The organism is Methanoregula sp. UBA64 (genome assembly GCF_002502735.1).
Taxonomy (GTDB): domain Archaea; phylum Halobacteriota; class Methanomicrobia; order Methanomicrobiales; family Methanospirillaceae; genus Methanoregula.
In genome coordinates this window covers 376,508-401,141 of record NZ_DAQC01000001.1, presented here as the reverse complement: position 1 = coordinate 401,141, position 24,634 = coordinate 376,508, and the positions used below count along the sequence as shown (strand labels likewise).

General features: G+C 57.7%; 25 protein-coding genes. 7 read left to right on the top strand and 18 right to left on the bottom strand.

Annotated elements, in window-relative coordinates:
• Window positions 1–23 precede the first annotated feature (23 nt).
• The 3 genes from BP758_RS01960 to BP758_RS01950 are packed head-to-tail and all read left to right on the top strand — an operon-like array spanning window position 24 to window position 2,578.
• A complete protein-coding gene (locus BP758_RS01960) occupies window positions 24–1,304 on the top strand; it encodes a double-cubane-cluster-containing anaerobic reductase (RefSeq protein WP_292368198.1) in 1,281 nt (426 codons plus the stop codon).
• Window positions 1,301–2,050 carry an acyl-CoA dehydratase activase gene (locus tag BP758_RS01955; protein WP_292368196.1) on the top strand — a complete coding sequence of 250 codons (750 nt, stop codon included), beginning with the start codon at window positions 1,301–1,303 and terminating at the stop codon, window positions 2,048–2,050. Before BP758_RS01960 ends, BP758_RS01955 begins: the two co-directional genes overlap by 4 nt.
• A gap of 36 nt (window positions 2,051–2,086) precedes the next feature.
• Window positions 2,087–2,578 carry a C-GCAxxG-C-C family (seleno)protein gene (locus BP758_RS01950; protein WP_292368194.1) on the top strand — a complete coding sequence of 164 codons (492 nt, stop codon included), beginning with the start codon at window positions 2,087–2,089 and terminating at the stop codon, window positions 2,576–2,578.
• Between the two features lie 54 nt (window positions 2,579–2,632).
• On the opposite strand, the gene BP758_RS01945 is transcribed toward BP758_RS01950, so the two are convergent.
• The 7 genes from BP758_RS01945 to BP758_RS01915 form a co-directional block, all read right to left on the bottom strand.
• Window positions 2,633–2,992, bottom strand: coding sequence for a hypothetical protein (locus BP758_RS01945; protein WP_292368192.1), 360 nt, complete (start codon window positions 2,990–2,992; stop codon window positions 2,633–2,635).
• The gene (locus BP758_RS01940; RefSeq protein WP_292368190.1) at window positions 2,989–3,174 is read right to left on the bottom strand and encodes a hypothetical protein; all 186 of its coding nucleotides are present in this window, start codon (window positions 3,172–3,174) and stop codon (window positions 2,989–2,991) included. The genes BP758_RS01945 and BP758_RS01940 overlap by 4 nt, the downstream gene beginning before the upstream one ends.
• 76 nt (window positions 3,175–3,250) lie before the next feature.
• A complete protein-coding gene (locus tag BP758_RS01935; RefSeq protein WP_292368188.1) occupies window positions 3,251–4,477 on the bottom strand; it encodes a DsrE family protein in 1,227 nt (408 codons plus the stop codon).
• Window positions 4,478–4,564: 87 nt separating this feature from the next.
• Window positions 4,565–4,792, bottom strand: a complete 228-nt coding sequence (locus BP758_RS01930) for a sulfurtransferase TusA family protein (protein WP_292368186.1) — start codon at window positions 4,790–4,792, stop codon at window positions 4,565–4,567.
• 18 nt (window positions 4,793–4,810) lie between these two features.
• Window positions 4,811–5,332, bottom strand: a complete 522-nt coding sequence (locus BP758_RS01925; protein ID WP_292368184.1) for a YeeE/YedE thiosulfate transporter family protein — start codon at window positions 5,330–5,332, stop codon at window positions 4,811–4,813.
• Window positions 5,333–5,334: 2 nt separating this feature from the next.
• Window positions 5,335–5,868: a YeeE/YedE thiosulfate transporter family protein gene (locus BP758_RS01920; RefSeq protein WP_292368182.1), complete on the bottom strand. Its 534-nt coding sequence runs from the start codon at window positions 5,866–5,868 to the stop codon at window positions 5,335–5,337.
• Window positions 5,869–6,040: 172 nt separating this feature from the next.
• On the bottom strand, window positions 6,041–6,610 hold the full coding sequence (locus BP758_RS01915) for a hypothetical protein (protein WP_292368180.1): 570 nt from the start codon (window positions 6,608–6,610) through the stop codon (window positions 6,041–6,043).
• A gap of 114 nt (window positions 6,611–6,724) precedes the next feature.
• On the opposite strand from BP758_RS01915, the gene BP758_RS01910 reads away from it, so the two are divergent.
• Together BP758_RS01910 and BP758_RS01905 are read left to right on the top strand one after the other, a co-directional pair.
• Window positions 6,725–7,600 carry a 4Fe-4S binding protein gene (locus BP758_RS01910; protein ID WP_292368178.1) on the top strand — a complete coding sequence of 292 codons (876 nt, stop codon included), beginning with the start codon at window positions 6,725–6,727 and terminating at the stop codon, window positions 7,598–7,600.
• Between the two features lie 116 nt (window positions 7,601–7,716).
• Window positions 7,717–7,950 (top strand): hypothetical protein, encoded by a 234-nt coding sequence (locus BP758_RS01905; protein ID WP_292368176.1) that lies wholly within the window; start codon window positions 7,717–7,719, stop codon window positions 7,948–7,950.
• Between the two features lie 124 nt (window positions 7,951–8,074).
• Here the strand turns inward: BP758_RS01905 and BP758_RS01900 are convergent, their stop codons facing one another.
• Window positions 8,075–8,341, bottom strand: a complete 267-nt coding sequence (locus BP758_RS01900) for a rubredoxin (RefSeq protein WP_292368174.1) — start codon at window positions 8,339–8,341, stop codon at window positions 8,075–8,077.
• 334 nt (window positions 8,342–8,675) lie between these two features.
• On the opposite strand from BP758_RS01900, the gene BP758_RS01895 reads away from it, so the two are divergent.
• On the top strand, window positions 8,676–9,863 hold the full coding sequence (locus tag BP758_RS01895) for an aminotransferase class V-fold PLP-dependent enzyme (protein ID WP_292368172.1): 1,188 nt from the start codon (window positions 8,676–8,678) through the stop codon (window positions 9,861–9,863).
• Entirely contained in the window at window positions 9,850–10,236 is a 387-nt protein-coding gene (locus BP758_RS01890; protein ID WP_292368170.1) for a hypothetical protein, read from the top strand. The genes BP758_RS01895 and BP758_RS01890 overlap by 14 nt, the downstream gene beginning before the upstream one ends.
• Before the next feature lie 363 nt (window positions 10,237–10,599).
• On the opposite strand, the gene BP758_RS01885 is transcribed toward BP758_RS01890, so the two are convergent.
• The 10 genes from BP758_RS01885 to mutS all read right to left on the bottom strand — a co-directional run bounded on the left by BP758_RS01885 (window position 10,600) and on the right by mutS (window position 24,597).
• Window positions 10,600–11,400 (bottom strand): formylmethanofuran dehydrogenase subunit C, encoded by an 801-nt coding sequence (locus BP758_RS01885; RefSeq protein ID WP_292368168.1) that lies wholly within the window; start codon window positions 11,398–11,400, stop codon window positions 10,600–10,602.
• A gap of 9 nt (window positions 11,401–11,409) precedes the next feature.
• A complete protein-coding gene (locus BP758_RS01880; RefSeq protein WP_292368166.1) occupies window positions 11,410–13,119 on the bottom strand; it encodes a formylmethanofuran dehydrogenase subunit A in 1,710 nt (569 codons plus the stop codon).
• Complete coding sequence (locus BP758_RS01875; protein WP_292368164.1) at window positions 13,120–14,493, bottom strand: formylmethanofuran dehydrogenase subunit B; 1,374 nt, start codon at window positions 14,491–14,493, stop codon at window positions 13,120–13,122.
• 6 nt (window positions 14,494–14,499) lie between these two features.
• Window positions 14,500–14,910, bottom strand: coding sequence for a molybdopterin dinucleotide binding domain-containing protein (locus BP758_RS01870; protein WP_292368162.1), 411 nt, complete (start codon window positions 14,908–14,910; stop codon window positions 14,500–14,502).
• Window positions 14,911–14,932: 22 nt separating this feature from the next.
• A complete protein-coding gene (locus BP758_RS01865; RefSeq protein WP_292368161.1) occupies window positions 14,933–15,199 on the bottom strand; it encodes a 4Fe-4S binding protein in 267 nt (88 codons plus the stop codon).
• Between the two features lie 501 nt (window positions 15,200–15,700).
• Window positions 15,701–16,948, bottom strand: coding sequence for a DsrE family protein (locus BP758_RS01860; RefSeq protein WP_292368159.1), 1,248 nt, complete (start codon window positions 16,946–16,948; stop codon window positions 15,701–15,703).
• 150 nt (window positions 16,949–17,098) lie between these two features.
• Complete coding sequence (locus BP758_RS01855; RefSeq protein ID WP_292368157.1) at window positions 17,099–17,617, bottom strand: hypothetical protein; 519 nt, start codon at window positions 17,615–17,617, stop codon at window positions 17,099–17,101.
• Between the two features lie 686 nt (window positions 17,618–18,303).
• Complete coding sequence (locus BP758_RS01850) at window positions 18,304–19,179, bottom strand: A/G-specific adenine glycosylase (protein ID WP_292368155.1); 876 nt, start codon at window positions 19,177–19,179, stop codon at window positions 18,304–18,306.
• A gap of 886 nt (window positions 19,180–20,065) precedes the next feature.
• Window positions 20,066–21,904: a DNA mismatch repair endonuclease MutL gene (gene mutL / locus BP758_RS01845; RefSeq protein WP_292368153.1), complete on the bottom strand. Its 1,839-nt coding sequence runs from the start codon at window positions 21,902–21,904 to the stop codon at window positions 20,066–20,068.
• On the bottom strand, window positions 21,901–24,597 hold the full coding sequence (mutS, locus tag BP758_RS01840; protein ID WP_292368151.1) for a DNA mismatch repair protein MutS: 2,697 nt from the start codon (window positions 24,595–24,597) through the stop codon (window positions 21,901–21,903). Before mutS ends, mutL begins: the two co-directional genes overlap by 4 nt.
• Between the last annotated feature and the right edge of the window lie 37 nt (window positions 24,598–24,634).

The following is a 24,634-nucleotide window of genomic DNA, read 5'->3' as shown; positions in this document are numbered from 1 at the left end:
TTTTTCCGGAGCGGTTGTACATCATGGCAGATTATACGGAAATGTGGAAATCACTGGGCATCGATGTCGAGAACCACAATGCCCTGCTAGCCGGCCTGGGTCAGGCATATACCGATATCTTCCTCTCCCAGAAGAACCGGCCCGAGGGCATGAAGTACTTCGACTTTGTGGTAAGCGAGGTTCACGGGCTGCGGATCAAGGAGATTATGGATGCAAAGGCGCAGGGCAAAAAAGTGATCGGCTCGTACTGCGTCTTTGTCCCGGAAGAACTCGTGCTTGCAGTCGACGGCGTTGCGGTCGGTCTCTGTGCCGGCGCGGAGCTCGGCTTTGAAGCTGCCGAGGAACTCCTCCCGCGGAACACGTGCTCGCTCATTAAGTCCATGTTCGGGTTCAAGCTCGGGAAGCTCTGCCCGTACGTTGAGTCGTGCGATGTCATTGTCGGCGAGAATACCTGCGATGGCAAAAAGAAGGCATACGAGATCTTCCGGCCGCTTGTTAAAGATCTCTATGTCATGGATCTCCCGCAGACCAAGAGCGATGCCGGCCGGCTGATGCTCAAGGAAGAGTACCGCAAGTTCATTGCAAAACTCGAACAGGAGACCGGGAAGAAGATCACGGTCCAGTCGCTTAAAAAAGCCATCGAGACGGTCAATGCAAAGCGCAAGGCAATGATCCGGCTTGCCGCCCTCAGGGCAGCAGACCCGGCGCCGATCTCCGGCCTTGACGCACTGCTCATCAACCAGGTCTTCTTCCACGATGACCCGGCCCGGTTTACCGACTCGGTCAACAAGCTCTGCGACGAGCTCGAAACCCGCGTAAAAGAGCACAAGGGCGTAATGCCCAAAGGGACCACCCGTATCATTGTCTCGGGTTGCCCGATGGCGGTCCCGAACTGGAAGCTCCCCATGCTCATTGAGACCAGTAATGCCGTCATCGTCGGCGAAGAGTCCTGCGTGGGAGAACGCGGTACCCGCTGGCTCACCGAGATCAAGGGGAACACGGTCGAAGAACTGCTCGATGCAATCACCGACCGTTACTTCAATGTCGACTGTGCGGTCTTTACCCCCAACCCGTCGCGGGTAAACCATGTAAAGGAGATGGCAAAGAACCTCCACGCGGACGGCGTCCTCCATTACAGCCTCCAGTTCTGCCAGCCTTATATCATCGAGAGCGGGCCGGTGGAAAAGGAGCTGGAGAACTCGCACATCCCGACCCTGCGCCTGGAGACCGATTACAGCCAGGAAGATGCCGGGCAGCTCAAGACCCGGATCGAAGCGTTCAACGAGCGCCTGAAGAAGAAATGAGATACGCGGGAATCGATGTAGGCTCACGGACCGTCAAGCTTGCCGTACTTGAAGACGGCAGGCTGGTCTCCTCCCGCACATCGGCCACGTCCCACAATCCCCTTGGGATCGCACGCGATCTTTTGAAGGGCGTGGAATACGACCGGGCGGTGGCCACCGGATACGGGCGCCACCTGATCAAAGGACATCTCGACTGCCCGGTGGTAACCGAGATCACGGCCTTTGTCCGGGGATCCCGTTTTTTTTCAACGGAATGCAGGGCGGTTCTCGATATCGGCGGGCAGGACACAAAAGCCATCTCGCTTGACGAGAACGGCAATTTAAAAAAGTTCGAGATGAACGACCGGTGCGCCGCCGGGACCGGCCGGTTCCTTGAAGTCATGGCAACCGCGCTCGGTTTTACGCTCGAAGAGTTCGCAGCGGCCGCCCTTACCGCACAGAAGCCGGAAAAGATCAACAGCATGTGCACGGTCTTTGCCGAGTCAGAAGTCGTCTCCCTCATCAACCAGGGTGCAACAAGAAACGATGTGGCGCTGGGCATCCACAAGGCAATTGCCAGCCGCTCGGCCGGCCTGCTGCGCCGGGTTGCAACGGACGGGAAGATCTTTTTTGCCGGGGGAGTTGCGCTCAATCCCTGCATGAGAGTCCTTCTTGAAAAGGAGACACACCGGCACGTCATCGTCCCGCCCGATCCCCAGATTGTCGGGGCAGTCGGGGCAGCTCTTGTGGCATCGGATCCGCTCTGATTATATCTTTTTAGAGGGTTTATTGTGGTTAACAGCATGGAACCTGCCGTCCCGTCCCGGAAAATGCCGGCTACGACCGGTGAACCGGATCCCCGCAAAATCCGGGAGATCGCAGAGGATTACTACCGGTCCGGCCGTTTCTATTGTTCCGAGGCCATCGTTAAGACCATCAACGATGAGTTCAGGCTCGGCTACCCGGAAGATGTGATCCGGTGTGCTTCCGGGTTCCCGATAGGAATGGGCGGGGCCGGCTGCTCCTGCGGGGCGGTGACCGGGGGCGTCATGGCGCTTGGCATGGCCTTTGGCCGCAAAGATCCCCGCGACCCTGCGGTAGAGCGGTGCCTTATGCTCTCCCGGGAACTTCACGAGCGGTTTACCGCACGCCACGGGTGCGCCTGCTGCCGTTCCCTGACCCGGGGCCTGATCTTAAAATCCCCGGAACATCTTAAAAAATGCGTTTCCCTGACCGGGGAAGTGGCCGAGGAGACGGCAAGGATAATCCTGCGGGAACGCCAGGCCGGATTATAAAAAATGTTTTTGTCCCGGTACCGGGCCGGTCCTCCCACGTAAGCAGCGAAACGATCAGAACAGGACGATCCAGCTGCCCTCTTTTCCCAGCCGGTCCCTGAGCGCAGCAAGGATCCGGTTTGCCTCTTCTGTGGAAAAATTCCATGCAAGGAGATCCCCGTTGTCAAGTGCCACGCCCCCGGCAACGGCAAGCCCGAGGCCGCATTCAATACAGAGAGAATCGTTCTCCCGGATGAGAGCCGGGATACGGCCGGTAAAATCCTTCCCGAACATCAGCGACCGGAGGGGTTTTGACCGGTGGGAGTAGTAAAGGAGATCGTCATCTCTTCCCGCAACCGAAAAGAGGCAGTACTTCCGGTCGTGGCGCGAGAACGTATCGTGGATCTTCCCGATCACGGGATCCTGATGCGTCATCTGCCGGCTCCTTTCTTTGTCATGACAATCCGGTACCGGTTTGTACCGGCCGGTTCTACCCCTACTTCGTACCCGGACCGTGAGAACGGGACCTCCACGGTGTCCTTCTGGTCACGGCGGACAAAAAATGCGACCGGCATATCGGCAGGTGTTTTCTTTAACAGCATCTTGAGCCGGATCATCAGGTTCGTGCAGGTCAGGTCGGAAAAATCCGGAATGGTATCAGTGGTTTCCGTAAACGATCGCCCCGGTGTTTTTTTAAAAGAACAGTACCCGCTGGTGCCCTGCCAGGTGTCCCTTTGGTACGGTAAAGAGCATCTGCCCGAGTTCGGACGTGCCGATATCCAGTACAGCGTTCATCTTCGGGTTTTTTGCCATTCCACGCTTGGTTAACGACGGCTGGTAGGAGAAGAACTGGAGATCCGCACTGCCGGCAACGGCATCGATCACTTCCTGGAGATTGAAAAACCAGATGTTTTTTGCTGCCGGTACAGGACTTCCGGTCAGGCAGTAAACGCCGTTCTCGATAAAGACCACCCTAGTCAGGATCCCCTGGCCGGCGCAGGCCACCGCAAAGGAGACCGCCCCGAATGCACGTTCGGACCCGTACGGGGTACCGGTCACGAGGATAAGTAACGGTGTGGCCCGGCCGGGTTCGGCACGTGAGAACGAAGACGACGACCCTTCTTTTTTAATCTGGAGGGATGCGGAATTTTCCGCTAAAATGATATGGTTGCGCCCGAAGCGTTCCACCATCTCATTGAGATTGCGGATCCGGTATGGCCGGATGGTACAGGACGAAACGAGTTCTCCCTCCCCCTCGTCCCAGGTGCTGTACCCCCGGGCAAGGGCGCAGCGGCTGCACGAGAGCATGAGGGACTGGAGCCCGCGTTTTGCCGCCTTTTCCGCGATATCTTCGAGCCGGTCGCCGATATTGTCGAAATCCGAAGGAGACTGGCTGATATGCCCGCAGTGGATCCCGTCAAGGTAGGCATACAGTTCGACCGAGGCATGGACCTCGACTGCGGCCTGGAGGCATTTCACGCAATAGAGCGGGGAGCGGTTCATGTAGGGAGAGTCCAGCTGCAGGTACCCGATGATGCTCGGGATCGGCTGTTCGTGCTGGCGTGCGATCTTTGCCACATCGTTCCAGAACGACTGCTGCCCGTTGATGCCCAGCCGGTTGTGGTCGATCACCTGGTCGGGAAGTTTTCGTTTCAGGCCCTCGATCGAGATGCCCCGGAGCGACAGCTCCTGCCGGTCGCAGATCAGAATTACCGAAGGCAGTGCCAGGAGGTTTTCCCAGAGCCGGACCGTTGCCGGGTCGTGAAGGCTGTAGAGCGCATCCCCGGTCAGGAGGAACGTAAACGTTCCTTCATCGGCCTTTGCGTGGTGCAGGAAATTCTCGGGATTGAGTTTGATAAAATAATAGCGCAGACATTCCCCGATCCACGTGAGCCGTTCCTGGGTGACAGGGCTGCTCAACAGAAAAAAATGCGGGTTCATGCCGTGTATCTCTCATAAAGTTACACCGACAGGAATATTTATGAATTATGTTACCCGCGATTTTTTTTATTTTTTGGTAAGCCGGATCTCCCAGAGACCCGACTCGATCTTCTTTGAATCGATCGCCATACCGGCATCTTCTGCAAATTTCGGGATCGTGGCCGTTGCTGCCGGCGGGTGATCGCAGCGGATCACCAGCACGTCCGATGATTTCATGCCGGCCGCAGCTTTCTGCACGGCGAGCAGGCAGTAGGGACAGACTTTCCCGGTTATGTCGAGATTTGTTGTGGTCATACCTGTTTTTCCCTCCTTTTACGCAATCCCTGCGGCTTTCAGGAGCGCTACGCCCCAGCCGGAGATCCACATGGTATAGACAACCGCACCCACGCACATCCCGATTACAAACCAGAGGGATTTCAGGTTGCCTTCCGAGGTCATGACGCACTGCCGGAGCGGGCAGCCGCCAAGAAGGACCCCGATAAGCCCGACCGCAATCCCGCCGATGACTGCAAGGATCACGTACGCGGCCACGGTCAGGCCTGCCGGTGCACCGGGCACGGGCATGAGGCCGTTGTGGAGAAGCCAGAAGAAGTTCGTGAATGCCGACGGGGTGATGAGCCAGAAGACGAGGTAGCCGATAAATGCCCCGACTATGAGCGCAAGGTACCCGAACAGGAGCCGGGTGTGTTTGAACATGAAGAAGTCCCGGAATCCCCCGATGGAGCAGAACCCGGAACGCTGGCCGAGCCAGCCGATAATAAGGCCGAGGATGAGCGTTACGATGGGGACGGCAATAATGGCAACGTCCTTTGAGAGCCAGCCTGCTGCGACCATGATTATCCCTCACGCTCCGCAAGAGCTGTTGCAATTTTTATCCCGGCAAGGACACCGGCAATGATCGCGATGACACCGATGAGTGCCACCACATCGCCGTACCCGATGCGCAGGCCCAGGCGATAGGGGCAGCCGCCCATGAAAAGCGCGAAGATCATAAAGAAGATCCCGCCCGCGAGGTACCAGACATACGAGACCGCTTTGCCGGTCTTTGCGCGGAACTCCCGGTAGTACCGGGCCGATATAAACGCCCCGATAAGGACGCCGATAACGGTGAGGACCGGCAGGATTGCGTTCTGCGAGATCGCAGCCACGGCAAGTTTTGTCCCGGCAATATCGTTTACGGCAACGTTTACAACATCACGGGTATGGCAGGCAACGCAGAACCCATAGGCTTCCGGGCCGCCGGCGCTGATCAACAGGACCTGTACGAGTGCCGCAAGGATACCGATTGCAAGCCCGACATAGAGCGGGTTCTTTGCAAGAGTGTCCAGACACGACACTTTTTCATTTTTATCAGCCTTTGTTTCGGCCATACCTACCGGTGCAGCCCCGGAATAAATAAACGTGACGAAATTTTTCATGGGGTAAATAATTTAAAATTAACAGATTTTTTTTAAAAACGCGCATGTTTAATTTGCCTGAAAAGAGCGGGTGCTGGTACAGGCCAAAAAAAGTAAAAAAAAATGTTATGGAGGGGGAGGATAGTTATGAGGATTTTTCAGCAATTTTTTCCCGGACCTCATCGATATGCATGACCATATCGAACGCCGGGCCGGTAAGGCAGTACCCCTGCTTGTCCAGGGCATAGACCGGGAACCTGACCAGTTCTTCCGGCACGGGCTGAGCGGTCAGTTTCTTGAAGTTGATGAGGTCACGCATGTTGAGCCCGATCTTATCGCAGATCTCGGTGAGCTCTTTTATCCAGCGTTTGAGGTCACGCACATCTGAACCATCCCACTTGAAGATCTGGTAAATCTTCATGTACGCGTCCCGTTCGAGAATGATATGGGAGGAGGTCTTGTCAGACTTTAAGTAAAAATCAAGGAAGGTACGCACGTCTTTTACCTGCTGGGCGTTTTCATATGCCACCGCCCGGCATTCCTTGAGAGCTTCGCTGAACTCCTCGGCTCCTTTTATCTCTTCGAGTTTTGCGATCTGCTGGGATAAGTCCTTGAGGTCTATCTCCACGTCTTTGAGGTCCCCTATCGTATCCTCAAATTTCTGGTTGAGCTCTACGCCAAAAAAAGCCTCCATGTATTCAGAATGCTTTGGCATGGTACATACTTCGCGATGGAGTGTTATAAAACATTTGTACTTTACATACGAAGAGAAATGCAGGTGCCTGCTTCGCAACCTCTTTTTGCGGCGGCAGCGAATCATACTGTTGCTATGTCCCATCTACGATCGCCGGCTGATCAGGCACTTTATACCCGGGGCGGGATCATCACGGAACGCGATCCCGACTTTGTTATCGTTCGGCTCCGCATGCCGGCCGGGATGATTACCCCGGAACAGATGCTGGGGCTCGGGGAGATTGCAAAACGCTACGGTGCAAAAGAGCTGCACCTTACCACCCGGCAGACTATCGAGCTGCCCCACATGGATCCGGACCGGTTAGGGGAACTGGTCGCGGATCTGGAGAAGAACGGTACCCCCCTCGGTGCCGAACGCGAGGAGATCGTCAACGTGACCTCCTGCCTTGGAACCCGCTACTGCAAATACGGTATCATCGACAGTGTCGGGCTCGCCCAGGAGATCGACAGGAAATTTTTCGGCCGCGAACTTCCGGTCAAGGTCAGGATTGCCATATCCTCCTGCCCGAACAGCTGCGAGAGCGAACGCCTAAACGAGATCGGCATCACCGGGACACAGCGCCCGGTCCGGGACCCCGGTCTCTGCACGGGATGCGGCACCTGTACGCATTACTGCCGGGAGAAGGCAATCGAGGTCGATAACGGCGTGATCCTCCTCCACAAGGATCTCTGCATGGAGTGCGGGTTCTGCATCATGCCCTGCCCGTTCAAGCTCATCTCGGCAGAACCTCCCGAGTACAAGATTACGGTCGGCGGGAGAAGAGGCCGGCACCCGAAGTTCGGCCGGCACCTGATCACGGTAAAATCCCATGAGGATGTCTTACGAGTCGTGGACCGGATAGTCTACTGGATCTACCGCCAGGCATCGAGCGGCCAGATGCTTCCCGAACAGCTCGACGATCTTGAATTTGACGAATTCAAGAAATCGATCGTGAAGATGATCGAAGGATAAACCCCGGCTCTTTTTTTTACCGGAATCATCCGGCAGTAAGTATATTATCCCGTACGCGGAAGTTCACGCAGTCATAACCGGTGCGTGCCGGTTGTGAAAAAGGAGGATGTTCTTGCATGAGTATTGTCTGGGACAGGCATTTTTCAAACAGGATCACGGAACTGGGATACGATATCATGACCAAACGGCTGATCGTGGTCGTTCCCGGGGGCGAACGGAAATACTATGCCCCGGTTTCCTACGAACAGTATGCCGCGATCAGCGGGGCATCGTTTCCCGAGCGGATGTACCGGGACACGATTGAAGGAAAGGTGCCCCGCATTACCGTAACCGGGTACGACCAGGTCTGATTGGCGAACGTATTCCTTTTTTTTAACGCAGTCACGTGCAGAAATTTTTCATGCCGGAACAACGGTGCGTCGATCTTTTACTGCAACGCCCGGAAGAGAGAAAAAGATTTTTGATTATTCCGATTTAGTAGCTGATCGTCCGCATGGCACGGAGGGTGTCGGGCTCCATGACGCGGAAGTAGGACTTGGGGTGGCCGCAGGAGGGGCATTTCCAGTCTGCGGGGAGATCGGCAAAGGCCGTGCCGGCTTTTATCGGCTCTGCTGCCATGACCTTGCCCTCGTACTCTTCCATACGGTCGGTGTTGACGAGAATGGTGTTGTTAAACGCCTTGGTCTCTCCAACTGCCTCGTCATAGATATGACCGCACATCATGCACACATACTTTGCCATCGTGATAACCTCGTATATTCCCTGCTTGTCAGGTATATATCACTATTATCGTTTACCCCTTATTAGCGTATTGAATTAAATGGTAATTTTTCCACCAATTTTTTTTGATTTTTCCCGTGCGTGAAAAAACATGCCCTGCACCCGGCAGGAAAGCGGGATGTACCGGCTCCCCTGCCCGGGCAATTGCCCGAACCGGTAATTCCGTCAGTAAACAACCGGTCCCAGGAATAATAAAAAAACAGAGATCTCTTTTTTATTTCCGGCCCCTGCCCTTACGGGAGACAGGTTCCCGTTTCCATCTCCTTAAAGTACGGGAAAAACGCTATCATTACCTATGCAGAGGGAGGATCCGGGGAACGCGTCCGGCAGGGATTCCGCAACTCCCCTCGTTTACCTCAACAATGCCGCAACCACCTGGCCAAAACCCCGCGGGGTCCTGTCAGCGGTGGAAGAATGCCTGCGCACTCCCTTCTTTGAGCAGGGCCGGTCAACTGCCGGGTCCGCGATCGACTATCTCGCTGCTGCACGGGAAGCCCTGGCCGGCCTTTTTCGTGCAGAACGGCCGGACCATATGATCTTCACCCGGAGTGCCACGGATTCCTTAAACCTCCTCATCCACGGTTTTGTCAGCCACGAGAACCGGCCCTTCCACGCGATTACCACCGAACTGGAGCATAATTCGGTACTCCGTCCGCTCCATACCCTTGCAGCAAAAGGAAAGATTACCCTCTCCGTTGTGCCGTTTTCTGAGGGGCACGTCTCTCTTTCGGCAATAAAAGCTGCCGTCTGCCCGGAGACCCGGCTTGTCGTGATGAGCCACGGGAGCAATGTGCTTGGCTCCCTCCAGGATATACGGCCCATTGCGGAATACTGCCGGGCAAACGATCTCTTCCTTATCGTTGACGGGGCACAGACCGCCGGGCAGATCCCCATCGACATTTCAGAGATCCCGGCCGGGGCATTTGTCTTTACCGGGCACAAGGCGCTCTTTGGACTGCCCGGCACGGGCGGGTTTTACCTGGACGATCCGGAGGCAATCGATCCGGTCCAGCAGGGCGGGACCGGCACGGACTCGCGATCGCTCTTCCAGCCGGAGGGAATGCCGCAGAAGTTCGAGGCCGGCACCCACAATTATCCCGGCCTCGCTTCGCTCCTTGCCGGTATCAGGTTCATCAGAGAGGAAGGCCAGGAGAAGGTTGCCCGGAGATGCCGGGATCTTACCGCCACCTTTGTCCGGGAATTATCACGGGACAAAAATATCGTTCTCTATGCGCCGGCTCCCGAACTCCCGGTCGTCCCGTTCAATATCAGGAACCTGGACAACGACGAGACCGGGTACATCCTCGCAAAAGCGTACAACATTATCACCCGGACCGGTCTTCACTGTGCCCCTCTTGTCCACGAACGGATTGACGGGGGATCGGGATGTGTCCGGGCGAGCATGTCGTACCTCAATACAGAAGAAGAATGCCGTGCCGCGGCCGGGGCAATCCGGGAGGTGGCGGAGAATGCGGATCGTTAGATCGAACGAGACAAAGACCTGTGTCGACGGGTCCCTCTTAAAAGAGTTCGTGCTTGACGAGCCGCTCACCCCCGGGTTCCTTATCTTTTTGCAGGCGTTCGGGACCGTAAAGGAATACCCCCACATGAAACGGCCCTACTTCTCCTTTGAGCAGGAACACTTTCTCTCCATCAAGGGTTTTTCCGGCGATACGAGCATTGAAGTGCGGTACAAAAAAGAAGGGATCGGCCTGACCGGGGACTATTTCCATCTCCTGCTTTACTATTTCCGGGAGGGAGACCCGGGAAAAGCAAAGATGCTCGGTATTGCCGGATCGATCCGGGAAAAGATGAAGGTCCGGCTCCCCCCGGAAGACAAGGAACGTGTACCCTGATCAATCCGGGCCTGATTCGGGCCCGGATCCCGTAATCAGGATCCCGGGACTGCCCTGAACGTTCCCTAAAAACGCTTCTTTTTGTTTCGTGTGGAAACCGGCCAATAATCGGACGCTGTTTGCCAAAATAAGCTTGTTTTCGATGCCCGATATCGGACCACCAGCGGCCCTGCCGCAGGGGGAAAAACCGGGCCATGCAATTACCCTCATGGTGCCCGGAACTGCCGCAGGAACGCGAATAAAGCGATCTTTTTTTTTTAGGGATTCGTAACGCCGGCGTTTTCTGAACTGCTGCCGGAAAAAACCAAAAAAAAGAGCGGCGGGAAGAATCCCCCCGCCTTGTGCGTGACTGGCTTTTTTTAATTATTTTTTCATGTACAGGTGGCCGTAGACAATATTTCCCTTGCTTTTCGGGTGTCTCTCGCCAAGGTCGCCGATATAATCGGTGAACGTTGCCTTGGTGCCATCGACTTCGAGCTCAACGTCGCCGACCGGCTTGTAGCCGGGCATCATGACATTGATGGTGCCAAAGACATAGATGGTGCCCTTGACCAGCTGGCCGCCGACACGGCGGTTTGCATTGCCCTTGAGGATGATCGTGCCGCCTTCCATGTGGGTGCCGAGGTGGATATCGACATCGCCTTCCACGATCAGCGTGCCGCCGGTCATGAAGCTGGCAACATCCGAGCCGGCATTGCCCTTGACGCGAAGGACGCCGCCGCTCATGCCTCTCCAGTCGCCACGGTATGCGGCGCCGAGATAGTTTCCGGCATTGCCGTTGACGGTGAACTCCCCGCCTTTCAGGGCAAGGCCGCAGAACGAATGCACGTCGCCGTTGACGGTGAGTTTGCCGCCTTTCATCCAGGAGCCCGTGTACATGTCGCAGGACGAGTTGACGACAACTTCGCCGTCGGTCATCTTGGCGCCGATGTACTTCATCTTGGTGCAGTCGCCGTTGATGACAATCTTTGTCTCTGCGGCGGTTGCCCCGGCATTCCCGGCGACCGTGAAGAAGTCGCCGATGGTGTCCGTCTCCTTACCCATGTAGACCGGGAGCTTCTCGATCTCTGCGGCAGTCTTGCCGGCAAATTCGTCAGGGTTTACCTTTTCGAGTTCAAGGTAGAGTTCCGGCTGCTTTTTTACTGTGAGTGTAACCGTGTTCATGTTCTTCACCTATCCCTGAACCCCATCGATTGCGATGATGTGCTGGTGCGGTGCATAGCTCTCGGGTACGGGGTAGTTGGCCTCGTTTAAGCTGTAATACTTGAGGAACTTTTCCCTGACATCGTGCATGACCTGCTTGTTCTCGGGCATCTTGACATCGACCCAGAAGGTCTCCTTGTGGCCCATATCGACGACCTTGCCGTTCTCGACACAGATCGTGCCGTTCTTGAAGAACCAGGCAACGTTTGCAAATGCCTTCTCGATCTCGGGACCGCTCGTGGGGAAGTTGTCCGGGTCGATGTTGTAGATTGCGACATCGGCAGTCATGCCGGGTTTTAAGCCGCCGTAGTCTGTGCCAAGGCCGAGTGCCTTTGCCGGGCCGGCGCGGGTCATCTGGGCGAGCTCGTAGAGCGTGATCTCGCGGTCGAGTTCTGCAAGGGTCGTTGCATCGATGACCTTGTCTGCGTGCTTGAACGAGTTCAGGTACGCGTCACGGATCTTCTTACTCATCAGCCAGGAGTACACACGCGGGTAGCGGGTGAACGGGCCGGCGTTCGGGTGGTCGGTGGTGATAAAGCAGCGCATCGGGTCCTTTGCATAGAGCGCAAGCTCAAGACCGATGGCCCACTGGATACAGTTGACCGTAACGTTCGGGCTGTAGATGTAGGGCACGACACCTGCGCCGGTCTCGAGTTCGACATCCACGTTGAACCACTTGAGGTGGTTTAATGCGTGGAGGTGGTGCTCGAACGGGCCGTCGGCAGTCATCGTTGTCGTCTCGTCCATCGTGACGTTACCGGTATCCATGGTCAGGTTCTTGTTCTTGTTAAAGACGTCCATGACCTCCTTTGCCTTCGAACAGATGTTGGCAAAGCTGTCCCCGCCATAGGAGTGGAACTGGAGGTGCGTGGAGTGCAGGACCTGCTCGCGGCCGAAGTTGTTTCTGGGCTTGATGCCTTCGGCGAGCTTGAGGGTGTCCATGGTCACCGTGTAGTTCCCGGGGTTACCGAGATCGTTCTGGTGGACATGGAACGAGTGCGGAAGGCCGAGATACTCGTTTGCCTTCATCAGGCCGGTGACGATCTCTGCCGGGGTGATGTCGAAGTACGGCACCGGGTCGTGGATGGTCAGGCAGTTCAGACCCCATGCCCATGCTTCCGTGCCGCCGGGGTTGACGCACTTGATACCGTACCCCTTGGTCTGTTTGAGGATCCAGGCAATGTATGCCGCTGCGTTCTCGATCTCCTGGTTTTTCAGGTATTCGAGGATGAACCAGTTGTTCCCGAAGACCGGGAGAGCTGCCTCATCGATGATGGGGGTGTCGTGGATCTCTTCGTGCACGTGGCGGGCGTACATCGGGGGCATTGCCGCTTCCATGACAAAGCCAAAGCCCATGCGGGCATAGGTGTACCCGGTCTTAAAGACGGTCGGGATGGACTTGCCGCCCTCGATACGGGTGATGCCGGGCACCTTGTGGGAGTCGAAATGTTTGTCTTCGGGGCGGTACCAGCGGCCGGCGTTGACCTTGGGGCCTGCCACATGGGAGTGGATATCGAGCGCCCCGGCCATGACCGTCTTGCCCTTGGCATCGATGACTTTCGCGGAGGACCCGACCTTGTCTACAATCTTGCCGTCTTTGATGGCAATATCCTTCTTGTCGCCCTTGATTCCCTGGACCGGGTCAAAGACGTGTCCGTTCTTGATGATAAATTCCGACATTTACGCGCCTCCCTTGGCGGTTGCCTTTGCCGGCTGCCCGGCCTTGGCTGCCGCGCTTTCCGCAGCCATGAGCTCGTCAACGCGCTGGTTGATCTTAGTTAAGAGCTCGACATCGGAGAGCACGCCTTCGGGCGGGTCTACTACCTTGCGGGTCTCGATCGGGACATTGTCCATACGATAGGCACAGCCCTCGACTTCAACACCGACAAGGGCGACCGGGATGTGGAGATCCGAGATCTCGGTCGTGCAGTTGATGTGCGGGTCGATACAGACCGTGGGCTTTCTCGAGCTGCTGATCATTGCATTGACCGGGAAGTGTGCGCCCGGGTCGGTTGCAATATAGAAGCAGGCCTCGACTTCGCTCCGGTTTAAGAGATCGACCGAGGTCGTCTCGCCGGTCTGGTGGCGGGCCTGGTCTCTCCTGGAGAGATCGACTGCATACGGGAACCCGTACTGCCAGCCGAGCACCTGGCCGGAGCCGGTAACGTTCCAGTGGCCGCGCATTGCCATGATCGCGCATTTCGTAAAGTCGTTCATGTCGCGGGTCAGGTTGATGGCGATATCGATGTTGTGGTTCCTGCCCATGGTGTGGGTAAGGCCCATGCCAAAGAAGATGATAACGAACCGGCCCTGCTTGAGGTCCTCGACGACTTCAATGATCTTTTCTTTCGGTACGCCGCCAATCGTATCCGGGATCGGCTGGCCCCGGGCTGCTGCCCTGAAGGCATTCAAGAGCTCGTAGTCGAACCCCTGGGCTACCTGGATGAACTCGTCGGCGCATTTTGCGGTATCGGTGTACCGGCAGTCAACGCAGTAGATCTTCCGGCCCTTGTGACCTTTTACGGTGAAGAAACCGCGGGGGAAGATAGAGTACCGGGACATATGCCGGGGGTGGGCGTGTGCCGGGTTGCAGCCCCAGAAGACCACGCGGTCGGCACGGTTCTTGACCTCACCGAGCGTGCAGCTCGGGACACCGACATCTTCGATGGCAATAAGCGAGGAGCCGTGGCAGACCGTTGCACAGTTGTCGACAATACCGCCGACCTTTTCTGCAATGTCGTGGCCGATGGCCATTGCCTGGCAGCTGGTGGATGCCCAGCCGTACATCAGGGTCTTACGGGACTTGACCAGCATCTTTGCGGTCCAGTCGATTGCCTCATCGTAGGTAACTTCCTTGAAGCTGCCGTCAGCCTGCCTCATCCTCGGGCGCTTGACACGGCCCGGGAGGCGCTGGTGGTTGAACTTCTCTGAGCCGATTGCGCACGCGTTCTTGACCCCGAGAATCGTCTTGTTGTCGTCGGATACGGTGATGATGAGATCATCGCACAGCGTACCGCAGAACGGGCAGATTACATCTTTTACTTCTTTTGGCATTGCTCGTCACTTCCTGATAAGTCCGCAGGCGTCCTGCAGCACTTCTACTGCTCCCATGATCCGTTCGTTTGCAGCAACCTCGATGTCTGCCGGGAATCCCTTGAAGCAGGGTTCGCCGGTCGAGAAGGTGTACGCGGGAACGATCCGGTTTGCCCATGGTCCCATCGGGATGTGGGCAAGGCCCGGGACAAGGTCTTCGCGGGTCTCGACAGCCTTTAAAATAACGCTGCCGACAGAACTGGTGACCTTGACGTTAGTATTCTTCCAGACACCGAGTCTCTTGAAATCCTCCGGGTGGAGCTGGATGATCGTGCAGGCATCGTAATACTTCTGGGAAGTCTTGCCTGCTTCCATGCCGACACCCTGCTGGATGGTCCGGCACGTGATGATGTTGACGGTAATTTTCTTCTCTGCCATGGTATCTCCTCGCATGTATACGTCAGGCCTTCATCGGGGAGGCCGATCTCAGCTCTGTTCCGGTGAGCTGGATGACATCGTACGGACATGCCTCAACACAGACACCGCATCCGGCACATAATTCCGTCTTCACATCGAGACTGACCGACACGCCGTCCTGTACCTGGTAGATCTTTTCCTTGGTTACAGGATCGAGCGAGTACAGTTCCAGCGCATTGACCGGGCATGCGGTAACACAGTTTCCGCACCCGGTGCACCGGTTCATGTTCACATGTACTGCAAACGCCATATCTAATCACACACAAACTTTTTTTCGGAAATCCGATTCCTAATTCACTCGTTGCTGCGATACAGTAATTAAACATTGTTATAGTCACAGACGGTAAAATGGAACTTCTTAATGCACAGATTTTGATTTTTCATGTAGTTAACTGAGGGTCTCCGGTTTTCTATGATGTTGACCTTCGGTGATCCCCCCAGGGCCATTTTTTGCACAATCACGGTAAACGATCGGGAAAATATTTTCCCCGTAAAATAAATGTCCGGCCCGGCAACTCCCGGGATCCGGTAAAATCCCTGAAACGCGCGAAACCTGCCCTTATTTGGGGGGCGATACGCCAAAAGCGCCGCAATTAAACAGATTTCGTAGATACGATAAAAAAGTCAATTTCTTTTAATTATTGTTGATGGAGTTCAGGAGATATTCCGGTCAGGAAACTCGAAAACCGTGGGTACTGTTCCGTACGAAGGAAAAAAAATTCCCGGGTTTACTGCCGGTACCGGGAATTTTTTAAAACATGAGGATCCGTTGCCGGTCGCCGCACTTTTCAGGGACCGGGGGAGTAAAGGCGAGACCGGCCAGTTCGGCATACCCGATCTCCGTGACCGATCCGGCCTTTGCATTCTTGGTAAATCCTCTCTTCTGGATGGAGGGGGCAAGCGCATAGAACCGGATGTTTTTGTCTCCCGAGAGGAGTCCGATCAGGTCGGTTGCAAGATAGGCATCGGAACCCGGCAGCGGACGCTGTTCCCCGGCAAGGGCATACACGCCGTCTTCGCAAAAGACCACACGTACCGGTATTCCCTGGTGGGCACACGCAGCGGCCAGGGTGAGCGCCCCGTACATATGCTCTGTCCCGTACGGCGGATGCGTGACAAACAGGAGAAGCGGGACAACGGGAAGTTCCCCTGGTTCCCCGCTTCCTGCCCCGCGAGACGGTGCGGAAGAGAACCTGACACTCCCGGCATTTTCCCCGAGAAGTACGGAACACCTGCCGATATGCTGCACCATACTTTCGAGATCGCGGATGTGCGCATTTTTTACCGCAAAGAGCGAGACAACCGTTCCCTGCCCGTCGTCCCAGGTAGCATATCCCCGCGCAGCTGCACAGTTCCGGTTGACCATGATCGTGAACGGGAGGTTCTTTTTCCCGGCACGCCGGGCAAGATCTGCCAGCGCTTCCCCGATGTTTGCGCACTCCTCCGGTCTCTGGCCGGTATGGCTGATATGGCAGCCGTCAAGGAATGCATACAGGCTTGTGGCACAGCCGGCATCGAGGGCTGCGGACAGGGTGCGGATCCCGTACCCCGGGGATGCGTGCATGTACGGCGACGAGATCTCCAGCCAGCCCACCCGCGGCGGCACCTCCGTAACGGGCGGTACGCCGGATGCCGCCAGGCTCTCCCAGAACCGGGCAGCGCTGTTTTCGCAACAATCTATTTTTGCCCCGGTCTGCGGCGGATACAGCCCGCGGAGAGATTCGGCAGAGTACCCGCGGATTCCGAGAGCCTCGGGATCGCAGATTACCCGTACACCGGAAAACGAGAGGATGCTCCGCCAGGTCTGCTGCAATTCACCCTCGCCCAGGCTGTACACGGCATCCCCGGTAAGGAAGATCCTGCAGGTATCGGACGCACCCGGATCCGGTGCTGCGGCCGGGTCCGGCCGGGTTCCCTGGCGCGCCTTAAACATCTCTTCAATAACGGACAACCGTTCCGTTGAGAGCGCAGCAGAGAGAAAAAGGATATGTGCAGTCATCGGTTGTTTGCTCGTGGTACCTATATTTCCCAAGAATCTTATCAATCTGACCTATTACCGGTTCGGTACCGGCTCCCTTTTTCATTTTATTAAAAAAATGCGGGGTGATTCCCCGGGATCCTTTTCCCCGCCCTTCCGGTACTCATAGTATCACGAACCACCGGGTTTTTTTGCCGGAGGAGTTTTCCCGATCATGATCTCGCACTGCCGGTCGCCGGTGCAGGCTGCCCGCACAAACCGGCCTTCGAACTCTTTGTTGAGCAGCGGGACGGCAGTCAGGACAAGGGCCATGCACCGGCCAAAGGAATTCCCGCAGTCGGTTGCAAGCGCGGAACTGTGAATGAGAAACGGGCAGCGTTTGATTACGATCACGGCCCGGTCGTCCGAGAACGCAATCGTTTCGGCACCGAGGTCCGGGCCAAAGAGCACGTACAGGCCGGCCTGCACCGCATCTGCGATCTCTTCTGCATTCCGCACCGGAAGCGAACAGTCGTGCGCGATACTGGCAAGCGAGCGTGCAAGCTCCATCCAGATCTCCTGTTCGAGCGGGCCGTATCTGTCCCGGAGCGCTTCGCGGAATGCAATATCGTACAGGGCCGGAAGGGTTGCCAGACATTGTGCGGCAGACCGCCATTTTACCCGGTCGGGGATCTCCCGGATATCTGCCATGATACTACGGGAATTTGAACCGGGATCTTATCAATCTGGCGACCGTGACACAGGGTGGTGCGTAGGTAACGGCAAAATAAAAAAAATACGGGGAGCAGACGTACTCCCCGTTTTAGAGGTGGTGGATTCCTGATGGATTCACTTGTGGGGTCTATAGAATAATAGACAATGCCGGGAAGGGTCCTGTTTCTTCCCGCATTGTCCGGACAAGGTCCTCCTGCCGGATCCGTTCACTGCCCGGTTTTTGCCCTGGCCGGCGGGGTGGTATGCCGGCCGGGTCCTGCCTGTTTTTTTACAGGTTAACCGGGAACGGAGACATTTGGGGCTGCAATGTCCTTTGAAATGTCTGCTGCCTGCCATGATGGAACGCAGGCCAGAGGAAACATGATGGTAATCGTTGTCCCGATTTTTTTATCATCTCCTTTTTTGTCGTTTCTTTTCCTGCTGCCGGAGCCGGCAGGGACTGCGGGAATTTTAGTGGAGGCCCGCAGCCATCCCGACAGAAAGTACCGCGAAACTAAAGACGAAGAGTGCGGCATAGTATACTATCGGGGTTTTCATTCCTGGTTCTCCGGATTGTTCTTGTTGTTCCTGCAGATGCCCTTTTTTTTATGGGCACCACGTAAATTATGTTTTACATTTTGTTTTAAATGCTTTCTGAGCGTGACAACGCCGGTGCCGTCGGACTACTCCTTAAGCCGGTAGCCCCGCCGGTCCTTTGCCAGGAAGCCTTCGCTTTCAAGGGCAGAGAGGATCCGGCCTGCCCGGTCCGGGTCGCCGCCAAGACCTGCGAGGATCTCCGTTCGTGCAATCCGGTTGCGGCCGACCAGCATTTTGAGGATCCTTCCCCGGATCTCCCGGTCGGATCCGGTAAAGGGCGCCTGTTTCACGTACGCGGCGCTCCTCCGGTTCGGGTTCGGGACGGTATTTTTGAGCGCCGTGCCGTAATCCATTAAGGCCCAGTACCATTCCCGGGGATGGTCTTTGTCAAGGGCACGCGTTACGAGCGGGAGGAGCTCGCGGTCGTCCACGCGATCCCTGCCGGGAAAGAATGCGTGGATGAAGACCCGGCGGATGTTTGTCTCGATAAAGACGACCGGGAGATTGAACGCAAATGCGCAGATGGACGCGGCGGTGGCCGGGCCGATGCCGGGTAACGTTGCAAGGATGGCGGGATCGGGGGGGAGCGTTCCGCCATACCCGCCGACCACGTTTTCCGCACACTTTTTGAGCGCAAGGGCCCGCCTGTTGTATCCCATTCCCTGCCACGCGGCAACAACCGCGCTCTGCGGGGCCCGGGCAAGCGCCGGAAAATCCGGGAATGCAGCAAGGAACTCCGGGTATTTTTCGGTAACCCGGCCGACCTGCGTCTGCTGGAGCATGATCTCGGAGACAAGGATCCGGTACGGGTCCTTTGTGTGGCGCCAGGGCATGTCGTGCCGGCCGTGCTTTTTGTAGAACGCGAGCACCTGTTTTTTGAACCCGGCGATCTCTGCATCGGAGGGCGGGTCCGATCGCGCCGGGCCGGGCGGGACAAGGGGCTGCTGGACGGATTTTTTCATGGGGGAAATCTGTACCGGATCTTTTCTGGCAGAGGTATAATGGTGCGGATTGTTACAGGAATACCGGCGATGACCCGGAGGAAAGGGTTCGGGCGAACACAGGATGGAGGTTGCGCGCGTGATTGCGTGAGGCACAGCAACCATCTGATCCGGAGGGAATGCGGGGTGGATCGGCTCGCGCGCGATGATATGTGCGGGGCCTTTGCCGGTTCGATCTCCGGGCCGGGAAAAGATCACATACTGCCAAAAATCCATTGAAAGCATGGTTCCCGGGTATCTCCCGGACCCGCTCATACCGGCCGGTTTTGCCCGTTTTTTTGTGGTCAGCACCCGGCTTCACGTCAGAGAAATACCGGTTTTTAAGCGGACGTATTTAGCCGCGTTCTTTTGGCCGATCCCGGGGTCGCAAGGGTGACTGGATGTGGCAAAATTTCCCTTTGTTGCAGGGGCATGGTGACCCGTTCTCGGGCATCGAAAGCGGGCGTATTTCGGCAAACCGAGCCTGATTTGAGGGTGTTTTCCACACGAAACAAAACGGGGCGGTTTACGGGGTTTCCCGGGAAGGGGCAAGACCCGAAAAGAGCAATCCGGGGCCGTATCGGGCTTGTTTGTGATACGGTTTTTCCGGCAGCATCAGGATCCGGATGGTGCGGTGGCTCCCTTGACCCCCCCAACCGAATAAAAAAAATCGTGCCATGTACATTTCACGGGCCTACTCCACGGGGCGAGCCCCGATGAGGCGGCGAGCACCCGTGGTTCCATCGCAACAAAATTTCCGGATTTCTGTTATGGTTTTCTACAGAGCCGAAAATACAAAAGCCCCTGATGCAGCGGGGGATAGTTCAGGAACCGCCCCTAATTTCCCGACAGGTAAGAGAACTGTTTTTCACGTCCTCAAAAACATCTCGTCCAGCTTTGCCCGGGAGAACCGGATCATCGTGGGCCGGCCGTGCGGGCAGGTGAAAGGACACTCCGCTGCCCGGAGCTGGGCGACAAGGCGCCGGCACTGTTCGAGCGTGCAGACCGTGCCGGCCTTTATCGCGCTCCGGCAGGCAACGATCCTTGTTATCCGCTCGCGGTCGGTCACCGGCCGGGTGGGATCGCTTTCCACCAGATCGGTCACCAGGTCGTCGATCTGCTCGGTCCCCTCGATCTTTCCCATGATCGCAGGCACGGCCCGGACCAGAAACGACCCGGTCCCGAACTCCTCGATGACAACCCCTTCCCGCGCAAGCACCGGGATAAGGTTGCGGAGGATCGCGGAATCCTTGGGCGAGCGGTGGATCACCGCAGGGACGATGAGCTCCTGCGCATGGCGGGCTGCCGTACTCTTCTGCACCTGCTCGTAGAAGACCCGCTCGTGGGCTGCGTGCTGGTCGATGATGATGAGTTCGCCATCGGGTGCAGCGGCAAGGATGTAACACCCGCCCACCTGCCCGATCACCTCAAGGGGCGGCACGGCAGCGGTGACCGGGAGAACGCCGCTTACAAGCTCGGTCTGCCGGAGCCGGTGATCGGTCGATGCCGTCCCGGTATGGGTCGGCTCGGTCAGGGGAGCGGTTACCGTTTCAGGGCCGGGCGAAAGCGTTCCCGTGCAGTACGCAGCCACCGGTTCGGCAACCGCGGAGGGTTTCTCAGCAGCGGGTGCCACCGCGTTTTCGAGAACCCGGTCGCGGGGGATGTCGGCCCGGACCTCCGGGATCAGGTCCTGCTCCTTTAAGGCCCGGCGCACCGCTTCCCGCACGGCCTCTGCAATCTCGCGCTCTTTAGTCAGGCGCACCTCCTTTTTGGTCGGGTGGACGTTCACGTCCACGAGCCGGGTATCGATCGCCAGACTGAGAAACGCAACCGGGTACCGGTCCCGGGGGAGGAGCGTGCCGTACCCCTCTTTTATCGCCCCGGTGATCGCGGGCGTTGAGACAAACCGGTTGTTGATCGCAACAAGGATCCGGTCGTGGCCCTTGCGCGAGAGGCCGGGCCGGGAGACGTATCCGCTGACCGCGACAAGCGGGTGTTCGTACGCGGCAGGGAGCAGCTCGCGGGCGCAGTCGCTCCCAAAGAGCCGGGCGATCGTATCGAGCGGGCTTTCTGCCCGGGCCGTGGCCAGCTGCTCGCGGTTGTTGTGCGAGAAACGGAACGCAACCTGCGGGTACGCGAGCACGATCCCTTCGAGGATCGCATGGATCCGGGCAAGCTCCGTGTTGAGATTCTTCTGGAACTTCTTCCGCGCCGGGGTATTATAGAAGAGTTCCTCGACCAGCACGCCCGTCCCCTCCGGCGCCCCGGTGCTCCCTCTCTCAAGGATTTTTCCCCCGAGCACCACGATCTTTGTCCCGGCAAGTGCCGCACCCGCACGCTCCCGGGTAACGAGCGTCACTTTTGCTACCGCAGCAATGCTTGCGAGCGCCTCGCCCCGGAACCCGAGCGTCCGCACCGAGAAAATATCGTCGATGGTTGCAATCTTGCTCGTTGCATGCGGAATAAATGCAAGTTCCGCGTCGGCCGGCGACATCCCGCAGCCGTCATCGGTCACGCGGATTGCCGATATCCCGCCCTGTACGGACGTGATATCGATCCGGACCGTGCGGGCACCGGCATCGATCGCATTCTCCACGAGCTCCTTTACCACCGATGCCGGGCGCTCCACAACCTCGCCGGCCGCGATCTGGTTCACGGTCGCAGTATCGAGCACCCGGATCCGCGGGACAGCGGTCTTGTCGCTCACGGGCGGTCCGCCCCCGTACCGGCATCTCCCGCCATCTTTTTGAGCTCGGCAAGTTTTGCAAGGGCCTGTATCGGCGTCATCTCATCGGGCGAGAGCCGGGCAAGTTCCGTGTGCACCGGGTCGGGCACCGTAGAGGTTTCGCGGGCCGGGGCGCTCTCGTCTACGAGCAGGAGCTGGGTATAGCGCTGCGCTTTTGTGCCCGGGCCGGTTGCCCGGTTCAAAAATTCTTCAAGCAGGACATCGGCCCGTTCGGTCACCTTCCTTGGGATCCCCGCGAGCCGGGCCACGTGGATACCGTAGCTTTTGTCGGTTGCGCCGGGGATGAGCTTTCTTAAGAAAACGACCTCCTTTTTTGTCTCCTGTACCGCGAAATGGTAATTCTTCACCCGTTTTAATTCGCCCTCGGTCCCGATGATCTCGTGGAAGTGGGTGGCAAAGAGCGTCTTTGGGCCGGCCGATGATTTCCCGTGCAGGTATTCGAGCACGGCCTTTGCGATCGAGCAGCCGTCCGCCGTGCTCGTCCCGCGCCCGATCTCGTCGAGGATGACCAGGCTCCGGTCGGTCATGTTGTTTAAGATATTGGCGAGTTCGAGCATCTCGACAAAGAATGTGCTCTGGCCGCTCGCAAGATCGTCGAACGCCCCGACCCGGGTAAAGATCCGGTCGATGATCCCGATCCGGGCCGCACGGGCCGGGACAAAGCTGCCGGCCTGCGCCATGATGCAGCAGAGCGCGACCGAGCGCATGTACGTGGACTTTCCGGCCATGTTTGCGCCGGTGATTACCATGATCTGCGTGCCGTGGCCAGAAAGATCGCAGTCATTGGGGACAAAGCCCGCGGGAAGGGACTGCTCGACAACCGGGTGGCGCACGTCCCGGCAGGCAATGGCATCGCCGCCGTCCAGCTGCGGGCGGCAGTAATCGTTTGCCTGCGCAACGTCTGCAAGCGCCACCGTGACATCGAGCGCCGCGATCCCGGCGGCTGCCTGCTGGAGGTCCGGGATCTTTTCGCGCAGCGTTTCTATCAGGCCCGTGTAGAGCGAACGTTCGAGCGCAAGCACCCGCTCGTCTGCGTTCGTGATGAGCGCCTCCTTTTCCCGGAGCGCGGGGATGGTGTAGCGCTCGCCGTTTGCCGTGGTCTGCCGGCGCTCGTACCGCTCCGGGACAAGGGCGAGGTTTGGTTTGCTCACATCGATGTAGTACCCGAAGATCCGGTTGTACCCGATCTTGAGCGATTTTATCCCGGTCTTCTCCCGCTCGGCGGTCTGGAGTTCTGCTATCCAGTTCTTCCCGGAGTGCAGGACGCCGTTGATCTCGTCAAGCTCTTTTGAGAATCCCGGCCGGATCACGCCGCCGTTCTTTGCAAGCGCCGGCGGGTCGTCGATGATTGCCCGCAAAATAAGATCGATGACATCGGGCAGTTCCCGGACCTGGTCGCGGGCAGCAGCAATAGTTGCCGGAAGCGTCCCGGCAGCCGGGGAGGCAAGGAGTTTTTTTACCTCCGGGAAGGTTCCAAGCGACTCGGCAAGCGCCACCAGGTCCCGGGGCCCGGCATTCCCGTACGCGATCCGGGCCGTGATCCGTTCGATGTCGGCATGTTTCGAGAAGCGGCCAGAAAGCGAGAGGCGCAGGGTCGTATCCTTTACCAGGTACTCCACGGCATCGAGCCGGGCATCGATCTGCGAAACGTCCGTGAGGGGACGGGTGATCATGCGGCGCAGCAGCCGGCTCCCCATCGGCGTTTTTGTCCGGTCGAGCACCGAAAAGAGCGTGGCTCCTTTGCTCCCCGCCCGGATACATTCGTGGACTTCAAGGTTGCGCAGGGTCACGGCATCGAGCATCATGCCCTGCGAAGACGTGCGGGTGGAAAGCGAACTCACCTGCGGGAGCGCGGACTGCTGGGTCTCCTCTGCGTACGATAAGGCCGCTCCTGCTGCGGCAACTGCGGCCGGCATCTCCCCGCAGCCAAAGCCGTCCAGGGACGAGACGCCGAAATGGTCCATGAGCGTGCGGGCCGCCCGGCCCGTCACGAACCGGTCGTCCGGACGGGGCGTCACCACCACGCCATTTCTTGTGAGCAATTCGCGGAGGGCCGCGTCGGCGGATGCCGGGATCACGCACTCGGCCGGGCGGTAGCGGGCAATCTCCGAACGGATATTGTCAAGCATCCCCTCTGCCGGAAGCCCGAGCACGAAGAACTCGCCGGTCGAGATATCGAGAAGGGCGATCCCCCCGTCCTTTCCCTTTTCACCGGGAAAGAGCGCCATGAGATACGCTGCCGCTGCGGACGGGAGCATCCCCGGGTCGATCACGGTCCCGGGGGTTATCACCCGGACAACCCCGCGCTTCACCAGGCCCTTTGCGGTCTTCGGGTCCTCCATCTGCTCGCAGATCGCAACCTTGTAACCCTTTGCCACGAGCCGGGCAATGTAGCCCTCGCCGGCATGGTGCGGGACACCCGCGAGCGGGATCTTCTGGTCGCCGTTTTTGGACCGGGAGGTGAGCACGAGATCGAGTTCGCGCGAGACAACGATCGCATCGTCTTCGAGCGTCTCGAAGAAGTCCCCGATATGGAAAAAGAGGATAGCATCCGGGTACTGTGCCTTGATCTCCCGGTACTGCCGCATCCCCGGGGTGAGGTTCCTGGTATCATCGGCTGCCGTACCGGTATCGCAACCGGGCGTCCCTTTCATCAGCATACTGTTGTCGCTGGCGGGAAATTAACCGTGC

What these genes read in the sequence shown, in the direction of transcription:
- BP758_RS01960 (WP_292368198.1), top strand. Translation starts at nt 24, where the DNA reads ATGGCAGATTATACGGAAATGTGGAAATCACTGGGCATCGATGTCGAG.
- BP758_RS01955 (WP_292368196.1), top strand. Translation starts at nt 1,301, where the DNA reads ATGAGATACGCGGGAATCGATGTAGGCTCACGGACCGTCAAGCTTGCC.
- BP758_RS01950 (WP_292368194.1), top strand. Translation starts at nt 2,087, where the DNA reads ATGGAACCTGCCGTCCCGTCCCGGAAAATGCCGGCTACGACCGGTGAA.
- BP758_RS01945 (WP_292368192.1), bottom strand. Translation starts at nt 2,992, where the DNA reads ATGACGCATCAGGATCCCGTGATCGGGAAGATCCACGATACGTTCTCG.
- BP758_RS01940 (WP_292368190.1), bottom strand. Translation starts at nt 3,174, where the DNA reads ATGATCCGGCTCAAGATGCTGTTAAAGAAAACACCTGCCGATATGCCG.
- BP758_RS01930 (WP_292368186.1), bottom strand. Translation starts at nt 4,792, where the DNA reads ATGACCACAACAAATCTCGACATAACCGGGAAAGTCTGTCCCTACTGC.
- BP758_RS01925 (WP_292368184.1), bottom strand. Translation starts at nt 5,332, where the DNA reads ATGGTCGCAGCAGGCTGGCTCTCAAAGGACGTTGCCATTATTGCCGTC.
- BP758_RS01920 (WP_292368182.1), bottom strand. Translation starts at nt 5,868, where the DNA reads ATGGCCGAAACAAAGGCTGATAAAAATGAAAAAGTGTCGTGTCTGGAC.
- BP758_RS01915 (WP_292368180.1), bottom strand. Translation starts at nt 6,610, where the DNA reads ATGCCAAAGCATTCTGAATACATGGAGGCTTTTTTTGGCGTAGAGCTC.
- BP758_RS01910 (WP_292368178.1), top strand. Translation starts at nt 6,725, where the DNA reads ATGTCCCATCTACGATCGCCGGCTGATCAGGCACTTTATACCCGGGGC.
- BP758_RS01905 (WP_292368176.1), top strand. Translation starts at nt 7,717, where the DNA reads ATGAGTATTGTCTGGGACAGGCATTTTTCAAACAGGATCACGGAACTG.
- BP758_RS01900 (WP_292368174.1), bottom strand. Translation starts at nt 8,341, where the DNA reads ATGGCAAAGTATGTGTGCATGATGTGCGGTCATATCTATGACGAGGCA.
- BP758_RS01895 (WP_292368172.1), top strand. Translation starts at nt 8,676, where the DNA reads ATGCAGAGGGAGGATCCGGGGAACGCGTCCGGCAGGGATTCCGCAACT.
- BP758_RS01890 (WP_292368170.1), top strand. Translation starts at nt 9,850, where the DNA reads ATGCGGATCGTTAGATCGAACGAGACAAAGACCTGTGTCGACGGGTCC.
- BP758_RS01885 (WP_292368168.1), bottom strand. Translation starts at nt 11,400, where the DNA reads ATGAACACGGTTACACTCACAGTAAAAAAGCAGCCGGAACTCTACCTT.
- BP758_RS01880 (WP_292368166.1), bottom strand. Translation starts at nt 13,119, where the DNA reads ATGTCGGAATTTATCATCAAGAACGGACACGTCTTTGACCCGGTCCAG.
- BP758_RS01875 (WP_292368164.1), bottom strand. Translation starts at nt 14,493, where the DNA reads ATGCCAAAAGAAGTAAAAGATGTAATCTGCCCGTTCTGCGGTACGCTG.
- BP758_RS01870 (WP_292368162.1), bottom strand. Translation starts at nt 14,910, where the DNA reads ATGGCAGAGAAGAAAATTACCGTCAACATCATCACGTGCCGGACCATC.
- BP758_RS01865 (WP_292368161.1), bottom strand. Translation starts at nt 15,199, where the DNA reads ATGGCGTTTGCAGTACATGTGAACATGAACCGGTGCACCGGGTGCGGA.
- BP758_RS01860 (WP_292368159.1), bottom strand. Translation starts at nt 16,948, where the DNA reads ATGACTGCACATATCCTTTTTCTCTCTGCTGCGCTCTCAACGGAACGG.
- BP758_RS01855 (WP_292368157.1), bottom strand. Translation starts at nt 17,617, where the DNA reads ATGGCAGATATCCGGGAGATCCCCGACCGGGTAAAATGGCGGTCTGCC.
- BP758_RS01850 (WP_292368155.1), bottom strand. Translation starts at nt 19,179, where the DNA reads ATGAAAAAATCCGTCCAGCAGCCCCTTGTCCCGCCCGGCCCGGCGCGA.
- mutS (WP_292368151.1), bottom strand. Translation starts at nt 24,597, where the DNA reads ATGAAAGGGACGCCCGGTTGCGATACCGGTACGGCAGCCGATGATACC.